This is a genomic window from Amycolatopsis marina, assembly GCF_900111885.1.
GTDB lineage: Bacteria > Actinomycetota > Actinomycetes > Mycobacteriales > Pseudonocardiaceae > Amycolatopsis > Amycolatopsis marina.
Genome location: NZ_FOKG01000049.1, coordinates 1 through 10,177, shown reverse-complemented (window position 1 = coordinate 10,177; position 10,177 = coordinate 1). Strand labels below are relative to the sequence as shown.

Here is a 10,177-nt window from a genome sequence, read left to right as displayed (position 1 = left end):
GCTAGGGCGTGTCTGACAATGGTGTTGGCGGGTGGTTGAGATGCTGTTCGGGTGTCGCGGTTCCAGTTGCTTTCAGATGATCAGTGGGCGTTGATCGAGGACCTGCTTCCGGTGCGTACCGGCAAGCAGGGCCGACCGTTCTCGGATGCGAGGTCGATGGTCGAAGGGATCATTTACCGGTATCGGTGCGGGATCGCGTGGCGGGATGTGCCTGCGGTATTCGGCCCGTGGCAGACGATCTGGACCTGGCACCGCCGGATGGCCGGTGACGGCACCTGGGACACCGTGTTGCAACGTCTGCTGACTGCTGCGGACTCGGCCGGCCTGGTGGAGTGGTCGGTGTCGGTGGATTCCACGATCGCGCGTGCGCATCAGCACGCCACCAACATCACCCGCCCCACAGGGGGCTGGGTCGAACTACACGGATCTGCACAACGAGCCGCCTGATCACGCGATCGGCCGCTCTCGTGGCGGCTGGAGCACCAAAGTGCACCATCTCGTCGACGGGAACGGCCGCCCGCTGGTGACGTTAGTCGGGCCCGGCCAGGCCGGGGACGCGCCGATGTTTCCGCATCTGATGCGGCAACTGCGTGTCGCTCGCCTCGGACGTGGTCGAGCTCGGACCCGGCCCGACCGTGTCCGCGGCGACAAGGCTTATTCCTCGAGAGCGATCCGGGGGCATTTGCGCGATCGCGGCATCACGGCGGTGATCCCCGAGCCGGCCGACCAGGCCGGGCACCGCACCCGCCGCGGTTCCCGCGGCGGCCGTCCGCCCACCCTCGACGCGGTCGATTATCGCGGCCGCAACGTTGTCGAACGGCGCATCGCCCTGCTCAAACAATGGCGTGGCCTGGCAACTCGCTACGACAAACTCGCCATCGTCTATCGCTGCGCGGTCGTTCTCCACGCCGTCATCACTTGGACCAAGACATTGTCAGACACGCCCTAGAGCACAAACACCCGGAGGAACGGCCTCGCGCCAACGAGGTACTCGACAAGGCGCTGGCAACCGGCGAGCCATTCTCCTACTACCACCGCATCATCGATACACATCAGCAGGTACGACACGTGGTCGTGCTCGGCGAGGGCCACCATGACGAACAGGGCCAGGTGCAACGGGTATCCGGATACATTGTGGACCTCACGGAGAGCCCGACCTGGACGTCCAGACCGAGGTGGACCACCAACTGGACGCCGCGCTCAGCACTCGAGCAGTGATTGAACAGGCCAAAAAAACGTTGATGCTGACCTACAGCATTGATAATGCTGTGGCGTGGTCACTGTTGCGCTGGCAATCGCAGGAACACAACGTGAAAGTGCGTGAACTCGCCGCCTGACTGGTCGATGGTATGACGAAACAGCAACACATCTCGGAGCAGAGCAATCAAGAGTTCACTCACCACTTCCTCACCCTGGCCGAGTGCCCCCGCTCCAACTGAGCAACCGAGCGGCTGACGTGTCCTGCTGCGAATCATTCACATCCTGCTATGCGGAAGGGGAAGCTCGCCGACGCCGACATATCCTCCCGGCTCGCCACGTGGCGTGGATGATGGCGTCGTGCATCTGTCGCAGCGGCCGGGCTGGACTCTTCGTCCCTGCTGGCCTCGGTGCGATCAGCGGTAGCTGACTCGCATCTCCAGGGAATAGATACTGGTCTTTTTGGTCTTGTCCTTGACGTGGTATCGCCAGGGCACTTCGTGGGTATTCCGTCGCTTGAAATTCAGCCTGAACCGGGTCTGCGTCGCGACCGTCGTTCGCTGATGGCGGTAAGTAGTTGTTGATCTGAGGCCATAAAATGGTAGCCACGATGCCGAACAGTCGGAACGATCGCGTCGCTGCTCCAGTTGCCTCGTCACCCGTAACTCCACATGCGGTTGATGCTCACTCAGCATGGGGCATTCACTGGGCAGCAGACTACCGATCTTTCTGCTTGTTGATCTGGTGGTCGTGCCACTTCCCCGGCAAGGTGCCTTTCTCCCTCTCGGGATCTGGATCGCCGCCGTAGGGGCGCATACCACTTGAGGCGACGCGCGTATCCAACTCATTACTCTGGTCGTGATCGGCCTCAGGCTCGGGCTGCTCGTCATCGTTGTGCTCGCCGGATGGGCTTTTCCTGATCGGGTCCGGCCTGTCTGGTCGAGAGGAGTCGTGCTCAGGTCCAGTGGTCATCGCGATTCAGCTCTTCCCTCGGGGCTTCCCTAACACTCGGTTAGCACCCCGCGCCATTGACCGGTTCGTCGAAGAGTGGCGATCCGCTGCCGCTCCACCCGAGACAGATACCGGCTCGACCGGGTCTCCTCGGCAACCAATGCGGGTGGAAGCTCGCCGTTCTCCGCCCGCCAGCGGTAGCCGGTTTTACGGCCAATCCCGCGATCTGGCACGCCTCCACCGTCCCTACACCCGCCAGAACCAACTGCCAGTACCGCGACTCAAGATCCAACCGCCGCTTCGCTCCACGCCTCGTCATCAGTACGCCCTCTTCTACCAGGAGTGTTGCGACAAGTACTGGAACCCAAGCCGAACCAGGGGGTCAGATTTCGACCGGCGTTGACAGGGCGCATATCCGCTACTTGCCGCGCGGGTCGCTGCTTGGTCCCTGTTCGTCAGGCTGGGTGAGCGCGGCCCCGAGTTCTTCGGGTGCGGCGGGCTGGGGGCGCTGTTTGACGGGGGTGCGGTGGCTTTCGTTTCGGAACTTTTCGACGAAGTGGGGGTAGTGCAGTTCGAAGGCTGGTCGTTCGGAGCGGATTCGGGGCAGGTCGTAGAAGTTGTGCCGCGGGGGTGGAGACGTCGTCGCCCATTCGAGCGAGTTGCCGTACCCCCAGGGGTCGTCCAGGTCGGTGGGTTCGCCGAAGCGCCAGCTGCGGACGACGTTCCAGATGAACGGCAGCACGGAGGCACCCAAGATGTAGGACCCGATGGTGGACACCATGTGCAACCCGGTGAAGCCGTCGCTCGCAAGGTACTCGGCGTAACGGCGGGGCATTCCCTCCGCCCCGAGCCAGTGCTGCACGAGAAACGTCGTGTGAAAGCCGATGAACGTGGTCCAGAAGTGCAGCCTGGCCAGTGGCTCGTCCATCATCCGACCGGTGATCTTGGGAAACCAGAAGTAGATCCCGGCGAACGTCGCGAACACGATGGTGCCGAACAGGACGTAGTGGAAGTGCGCGACCACGAAGTAGCTGTCGGTGACGTGGAAGTCGACTCCCGGCGCCGCGAGCAGCACGCCGGAGAGCCCGCCGAACAGGAACGTCACCATGAACCCGATCGACCACAGCATCGGTGACTCGAAAGTCAGCTGCCCCTTCCACATAGTGCCGATCCAGTTGAAGAACTTGATCCCGGTCGGCACCGCGATCAGGAATGACAGGAACGCAAAGAACGGCAGCAGCACAGCGCCTGTCGCGTACATATGATGCGCCCATACGGCGAGTGACAGGCCGGTGATGGCGACCGTCGCCCAGACCATCAACTTGTAGCCGAACAGTGGTTTTCGGCTGAACACCGGCACGATCTCGCTGATGATGCCGAAGTACGGCAGGGCCACGATGTAGACCTCGGGGTGACCGAAGAACCAGAACAGGTGCTGCCACAGGATCGCGCCACCGTTGGCCGGGTCGAACACGTGTGCGCCGAGGTGACGGTCTGCCAGCAGCCCGAACAGCGCCGCCGTAAGGATCGGGAACGCCGCGAGTACCAGCACGCTGGTGAACAGGATGTTCCAGGTGAAGATCGGCATCCGCCACATCAACATGCCGGGCGCGCGCAGACAGGCGATCGTGGTGATCATGTTGACCGCACCCAGGATCGTGCCGAGGCCGGTGATGATCAGACCCACCGCCCACAGATCCCCGCCCACTCCCGGGCTGTACGCCGCAGTGGACAGGGGTGTGTAGGCGAACCAGCCGAAGTCGGCGGCACCACCAGGCGTGAGGAAGCCGCCGATGGTGATGAGCGCTCCGAACAGGTACAGCCAGTAGGAGAGTGCGTTCAGTCTCGGGAACGCGACGTCCGGCGAGCCGATCTGCAACGGCACAAGGAAGTTGGCGAAGCCGAACACGTTCGGCGTCGCGTACAACAGCATCATGATGGTGCCGTGCATGGTGAACAGCTGGTTGTACTGCTCTGGAGAGAGGAACTGCAGCCCTGGGTAACCCAGTTCGGTACGCATCAGCAGAGCCATGAGACCGCCGATCAGGAAGAACCCGAACGAGGTCACCAGGTAGAGGATGCCGATCTGCTTGTGATCGGTCGTCCTGATCAACCGCAACAGCACCTGCCCAGGCGGCTCGGCACGACGCGGCGCATGCGGCATCGGCGCCGGTGAGTAGGTGCTCCTCGATGTCTGCGTCACGGGTTCAACTGCCCTCGCTCGCGTCACTGGCAACTCACATCCACTAATGGCGGCACAGGAGTACCCGGCGCCGCTGCTCTTACACCCGCAGTACCCAGGTCTCGGCTTCACCCGCTCCGTGTACGCGCCCGCCTTGCACGAGAAGCACCGTGGCCCCGATCGAAGCGGCAGCACTCAGGGGAACGAGGAGCGCCGGGTGGACCACTGTCAACACAGACAACAACATGGGCCACGTCCTTCCAGAGCCGCTCTGGAGGGGACGTGGCCCATGCCGCTCCCCGGTATCGGGACACTGACCATACCGATTCCGGGGGCTCGGAGCGGTCAGCGTTGCTGACCGTTGGCGTTGGCAACTCGCCTGTGTCAGGTTCGCTCCGTAATTGACGATTGCGATAGCAGACCGCAGCTCTTGGATCGCCAGTGGTGATGCTCGTCGGTCTCCATGCCGTCTGGCCTGAACGGCTACCCCCGCCCGGGTAGGGCAAACGGCGTCGTCAATGTGACAAGCGGCGATATAGCAAGCGCTGATCTCATGCGGAAAGCCGGGAGCGAGATCGCAGTGGTGCCTACGCGTCAGTCCGAGGGTCAGAGCAATCGTGGCTACGCTTCCGCGGCTCGGTCTGCACGCGTCCACAGCCCGAACTCCCAGTCACTCGAGTGGATCCTGCAGTGGGTCCTGAGCACCGGTGCCAGGGAGGCATATGCCTGCGATAGCCGTCATCGTCGCTAACGACGCCGCGGGCTTCGCGTCATGCCGCATCAGTTGAATTGATAGCACCCGTGTCGGTCGATGACAGGGCGTCCAGCACGAGATGGATCGCGACGCCGAGTACGACGTGCCCAACGAGACCGCGCGCGTGGGTTTGCCAGGGGTAGGCTTTCGCTGGTCCAGTGACGCGAAGCAGTGGGCCGGCGATTTCATCGTTGACGACGAACAAGCCGAATCCCGAGAGCGCGCGCTCACGCCTGCTCTGCTGTGTCGAGACCCTTGATGTCGTGGTCAATGTCCACGGCCAGTGATCACATCGCGGATACGATCCACCAGGCCGACACCGGGGGCCAGCATTTGCAGCGCAGCACCCTCCTTCGGACTGTTCGGGTGGGGCCGGGTAGGCGACATCTGCGCCGATTCCTGAGCGCGAACGCCAAGGGTGACCAGCTCGTCGTTCGAGCACGTTTTCTGCATCAGTGGGAACAGCATGAACTCTTGCTCGTGTACCACGGCCTTCACCTGCCCCATCAGAGTATGGATTGTGGGCCAGAAGTGAGGGTCGTCCGGATCCAGGCCTTCGAGCTCCTTCATCGTCTGCTCCGCTTCTGCCAGCGCCGCGATCTCCCGGTCCGCGATCTCGTCGCCGCCGGGCAACCGGTCACGGACGAAGGGAAAGAGGTGGATCTCCTCGACGACGGAGTTCTTCATCAGCCCAATCACAGCCTGCTGCACCAGGCCCCGGGCCTGCTCACTCGGAGCGTTGCGCAGCTTCTCGAGTTGGCTGAACAACAGGGAAACCTGCCGCTGCTGGCCGATGAGATACGTGATGATGCTGGGCGGCGCAATGGTGGCTGTCATGCAATATCCGTACCCGCGCCAGCACACGCCAAACCGGCTTACCCCAGCACGAGTAAACGTCGGCGGAGCGATCAGTACCTGGTCACCGAGTTGGAGCACCCGTGCGCAGCGGGTGGGAACCGAATACGTCGGGAAGGGACCACACTGGGGCTGATCGGCGCGGGTTTGCAGCGGGGACAGCGGTTCGTGTCGGGTTGACATCGATTCGGTCGCACGACCTATCCGCGGTTCACGCTGACCCGCTCCTGCTGGGCCCACACGATTGGGACCGGTGGGCCGGGGTACTCGGGTGTGATGAAACGAGCGCTGTGGCAGGGCCTGGTTGCCGGCGCGGCCGGGGTGGTGGTGATGACGCTGGGCGAGAAGGTGGAGCAACGCCTGACCGGACGCCCCGATTCCCACGTTCCGGCACGAGTTCTGCAACGCCTGACCGGGATGAGGGAACGACCGCGACGACAACCTGTGCCGGTGAACTGGGCGATGCACGTCGGCCAGGGTGTACTGCTCGGCGTACTACGTTCGGTCATGGCGCATGCCGGGCTGCGCGGTCCGTGGTCCTCGGCGAAGTTCGCTGTGGTCCGGCTGACCAATGACCAGATTCTGGAGAACGCCACCGGCGTCGGTGCCCCACCACCCTCGTGGCCCCGGCAGGAACTGGTGGTGGACCTAGTGCACAAGACCGTATATGCCTTCGCCACCGGCATCGTGGCCGATGTCCTGGCCGCTCGTTCCGGACCCGGCCCCGGTCAGAGTCACGCCTCAATGCGCCCCGGCCGCCGGTCCGATGTGGACCCGCTGCCCCGCGACCACGCCTACAGTCGATAGCCGCACAAGGCGACGCACGACAGCGTCGCTGCACCGGCGGACCCTGCCGACACGAGATACCGACACAACCGAGGGTTGACACTGACCATGACCGGACCAGTTCGACCCGGCCCCTCCGAAACCCACTCCATGCCCGGGCGGTCGATGGCGGTGTGTGCGCTGCTCGGTGCGGCGGTGATGGCCGCGGTCGACGAGATCGTCTTTCACCAAATCCTGGCCTGGCACCACTTCTTCGACCGCTCCACTCCGGCGGTCGGCCTGCTTTCGGACGGCCTGCTGCACACCGCCGAGTTGCTGGGCCTGGTGGCCGGCTTCGTCCTGTACGCCGACCTGCGCCGCCGCCGCGCTCTGGCGCCGACCCACGCCTGGGCGGGGTTGTTTCTCGGCCTGGGCGGCTTCCAACTCTTCGACGGCATCGTCGATCACAAGGTGCTGCGCATCCACCAGGTCCGCTACGGCGTCGACACCATCCTGCCCTACGACCTGGCCTGGAACGCCGCCGGGCTGGTGCTGCTGGCCATCGGCGTCGCCTTGGCCGTGCGCGCCCGCCGACGCACTCCAGCCGATGCGGCGGGCGCGTGACTGCCACACACATTCAGCACGCGCCAGCTCATCTCGGCATCGCAGCGATTGAACTGGTCATCGCCGCGACCGCCTGCGCGGCGGTGCTCGGCTACCTGCTGGCTGCCACCCGCCTGCGCCGTCGCGGCGATATGTGGCCCAGGCGACGGGACGTCTTCTTCCTCGCGGGCGGTAGCGCGCTGGTCTGCGCCGTGCTGATCCCGCTTCCGGGTGAACCGTTCACCGGGCACATGACCCAGCACCTGATCACCGCGATGATTGCGCCACTGCTGCTGGTCCTGTCCCGCCCGCTCACCCTCACCCTGCGCGTCCTTCCCCCCGGCCGAGCGCGGCGCGCCCTGCTGACGATGGCGCACTCCCGGCCCGCGGCCTGGCTGGTCTTCCCGCCACTGGCCGCGCTGCTGGACATCGGCGTCCTGTGGCTGCTCTACCGCACCCCGCTGTACGCCGCAACCCAACACCAGCCGCTCGTACACGCGGCGGTCCACGCCCACGTCCTGATCGCCGGGCTGCTATTCACCTTCGCCGTCTGCCAACTCGACCCGCTGCGCCACCGCTGGAACCTCGCCTGGCGCGCGACCACGCTGCTGGCCGCCGGAGCAGCCCATGCCATCCTCGCCAAAACCCTCTACGCCACACCCCCGCCCGCAACCGCCGTCACCACCGACGACCTGCACACCGCCGCCCAACTGATGTATTACGGCGGCGACCTGGTCGAGATCGCCCTCGCCGCCACCGTCGCCATCACCTGGTACACCACGACCGGCCGCGCCCACACTCGACGCCGGCGCCAACCGGCTGCGGCCTCCTGACGAACACCCACGCTCGCCCGCCGCCCCCCTTTCCGGCGTATTCGGCTCCGACCCCCGTGGGGGAAGCCTGGTAGGAACCAGGCATCCCCCGACGACAATCACTCCTGAGTGTCGGTAGTCCCGGTGGCAGGGTTCATCGAGGCGGCCGACGGCGGCGGGGTGCCGTACAGCCGCGGGTCACCGGGAGGCAGCACCGGCCGGTCGCCGTGCGGCTCCGGATTGTCCGTGTAGCTGAAGTTGCGCCCGCTGCCATCGGGCATCTCCCCCGAAGCCCACCTGCCCGCACCGGCTTCGGCGCCATCGCTGCAGTTCATGTACTGGCTGACGAAGTCGAGGTTCTGCTCGGACTCGTTCGGGAACGCCTCGGGCACCGGCAGGCCCTCCAATCCGTCCGCCTTGAGTTCCTCGATCGCCGCCAGCCACTGCTGCTGGTGCATGTGGTCGCGGGCGAGGTTGAACCGCAGCATCGCCTTGACGCCGGGATCGTCGGTCATGTTGTACAGCCGTGACACCTGCAACCTGCCCTGCATCTCCGCCGTCGCATTGAGGTGGAAATCGGCCATCAGGTTGCCGGAGGACGTGGTGTACGCGCCCAGCCACGGCACCCCGCTGCTGTCCTGGTAGTAGCCCCCGCCGCCGTTGTTGATGAGATGCTGCGGGTTGGACCCGCCGTAGATGGCCGCGGTCATCGGATTGTCCGACACGGCCGCCTCCTGCACCGACATCGGCGCACCCTCGTTCAGCCGCGCGATCATTGTGCAGATCATCTCGACGTGGGCCAGCTCCTCGGTACCGATGCCCAGCAGCATGTCCTTGTACTTGCCCGGCATCCGGCAGTTCCAGCCCTGCTGCAGATACTGCAGCGCGACGGTCAGCTCACCCCATTTTCCCCCGAGGATCTCCTGCAGACGTTTCGCGAAGGCAGGGTCAGGGCCATCCGGTTTGGCCTCGAACTGCAAGGTCTGAACATGATAGAACATTGCACTCCTTCTCACGGCTTCGATTGCACACGTCACTTTCGGCCGCGACGCATTCGAGAAGAGTTCCCCTTGCGTGCTCGCCTATGCTCCGAACCGCTGACCTTTCTGGCCGAACAGATACTTCGGCAGGACTGCCAAAAAGTGAATGGACTCACCGCGCCTTGCACGAGGACCCCGCCGGGGCGATCGGCACAGCGAAGCAACTTGTCGAAGCGACCGCGAAGGTCGTCCTGCACGAACGAGGGCTGCCAATCAATGACAACGCCACCGTCCCGGACCTGGTCAAGGCTTCCCAGCAAGCTCTGCACCTGCACCCCTCGCCGACGTCATCCACAACGCCATCGGGGAGACGAGCCGACATCGGCGAGGTACCGCGCGACGGCCGACCAGTGCGATGCATTCGGGTCTGCCGCCACCGCTGTCGAATACCGCATCTGGCCGTGACGTCTATATCCGGACAGAATGGGGCAGGTGGGCGATGAACGATCATCCCGGCAGGCTGCCAACAGTGAGGCGCTGGGGCAGGTAGCGCACGCTCTCAGCGAGGTGGCCCGGTCACTGACCGCGGAACCGGATCTGCACCAGACCATGAAAGGGATCGTGACTGCCGCGGTGGCAACGATCCCTGGCGCGGAGTACGCCGGGGTGTCGCTGCTGGAGGCCGGGCAGCTGCGCACCGTCGCGCCGTCTGACGATCTCGTGGCCCGCTTGGACGAGCTGCAGCATGAGCTGGGCGAAGGCCCATGCGTGGACGCCATCGCCGAGCACCACACCTACCGCACCGGCAACCTCGCCGACGACTCCCGCTGGCCCAAGTTCGCCGACACCGCGGCCAGCCTCGGTGTGGCGTCCGTGCTGGGGTTCCGATTGTTCGCCACCAGCACCACCCTGGGCGCGCTGAACCTGTACTCCTCACAGCGCGACGCGTTCGATGCCGATGCCGAGCACATCGGTGAACTGTTCGCCGCTCACGCCGCCGTCGCCCTGATCGGCTCCCAGGAACAGGCCCAGCTACGCACCGCGCTCGGGACCCGCGACGTGATCGCCACGGCCAAGG

The 10,177-nt window shown here is 64.9% G+C and carries 11 protein-coding genes and 1 pseudogene; 8 read left to right on the top strand and 4 right to left on the bottom strand.

Features of this window, described 5'->3' with window-relative positions:
• Positions 1–51: 51 nt before the first annotated feature.
• Genes BM199_RS34880 through BM199_RS34170 form a run of 4 tightly spaced genes read left to right on the top strand, consistent with a single transcriptional unit; the run spans position 52 to position 1,337 of the window.
• Positions 52–447: a transposase gene (locus BM199_RS34880; protein WP_228714306.1), complete on the top strand. Its 396-nt coding sequence runs from the start codon at positions 52–54 to the stop codon at positions 445–447.
• A gap of 40 nt (positions 448–487) precedes the next feature.
• Complete coding sequence (locus tag BM199_RS34875) at positions 488–949, top strand: transposase (protein ID WP_233520242.1); 462 nt, start codon at positions 488–490, stop codon at positions 947–949.
• The gene (locus tag BM199_RS35315) at positions 841–1,218 is read left to right on the top strand and encodes a PAS domain-containing protein (RefSeq protein WP_091680083.1); all 378 of its coding nucleotides are present in this window, start codon (positions 841–843) and stop codon (positions 1,216–1,218) included. The genes BM199_RS34875 and BM199_RS35315 overlap by 109 nt, the downstream gene beginning before the upstream one ends.
• On the top strand, positions 1,176–1,337 hold the full coding sequence (locus BM199_RS34170; protein ID WP_228708108.1) for an ANTAR domain-containing protein: 162 nt from the start codon (positions 1,176–1,178) through the stop codon (positions 1,335–1,337). The genes BM199_RS35315 and BM199_RS34170 overlap by 43 nt, the downstream gene beginning before the upstream one ends.
• Before the next feature lie 900 nt (positions 1,338–2,237).
• Here BM199_RS34170 and BM199_RS35310 read toward each other — a convergent pair.
• From BM199_RS35310 to BM199_RS32950, 3 genes and pseudogenes are all read right to left on the bottom strand, one after another.
• Positions 2,238–2,467 (bottom strand): annotated as a pseudogene (locus BM199_RS35310) (IS30 family transposase); the annotation flags it as partial.
• Between the two features lie 99 nt (positions 2,468–2,566).
• The gene (gene ctaD, locus BM199_RS32955; protein WP_043832423.1) at positions 2,567–4,312 is read right to left on the bottom strand and encodes an aa3-type cytochrome oxidase subunit I; all 1,746 of its coding nucleotides are present in this window, start codon (positions 4,310–4,312) and stop codon (positions 2,567–2,569) included.
• A gap of 1,039 nt (positions 4,313–5,351) precedes the next feature.
• Complete coding sequence (locus BM199_RS32950) at positions 5,352–5,921, bottom strand: hypothetical protein (RefSeq protein WP_043832421.1); 570 nt, start codon at positions 5,919–5,921, stop codon at positions 5,352–5,354.
• Positions 5,922–6,215: 294 nt separating this feature from the next.
• Here BM199_RS32950 and BM199_RS32945 point away from each other — a divergent pair, with 294 nt between their 5' ends.
• The 3 genes from BM199_RS32945 to BM199_RS32935 all read left to right on the top strand — a co-directional run bounded on the left by BM199_RS32945 (position 6,216) and on the right by BM199_RS32935 (position 8,140).
• A complete protein-coding gene (locus BM199_RS32945; RefSeq protein ID WP_197684727.1) occupies positions 6,216–6,746 on the top strand; it encodes a hypothetical protein in 531 nt (176 codons plus the stop codon).
• 87 nt (positions 6,747–6,833) lie between these two features.
• Positions 6,834–7,328: a DUF2243 domain-containing protein gene (locus tag BM199_RS32940; protein WP_043832417.1), complete on the top strand. Its 495-nt coding sequence runs from the start codon at positions 6,834–6,836 to the stop codon at positions 7,326–7,328.
• Complete coding sequence (locus BM199_RS32935) at positions 7,325–8,140, top strand: cytochrome c oxidase assembly protein (RefSeq protein ID WP_197684728.1); 816 nt, start codon at positions 7,325–7,327, stop codon at positions 8,138–8,140. Before BM199_RS32940 ends, BM199_RS32935 begins: the two co-directional genes overlap by 4 nt.
• Positions 8,141–8,238: 98 nt before the next feature.
• Here the strand turns inward: BM199_RS32935 and BM199_RS32930 are convergent, their stop codons facing one another.
• A complete protein-coding gene (locus tag BM199_RS32930) occupies positions 8,239–9,120 on the bottom strand; it encodes a manganese catalase (RefSeq protein WP_051172177.1) in 882 nt (293 codons plus the stop codon).
• A 471-nt stretch (positions 9,121–9,591) separates the two neighbouring features.
• On the opposite strand from BM199_RS32930, the gene BM199_RS32925 reads away from it, so the two are divergent.
• Positions 9,592–10,177: GAF domain-containing protein (locus BM199_RS32925; RefSeq protein ID WP_245789031.1), on the top strand; the 586-nt coding region annotated here is incomplete at its 3' end.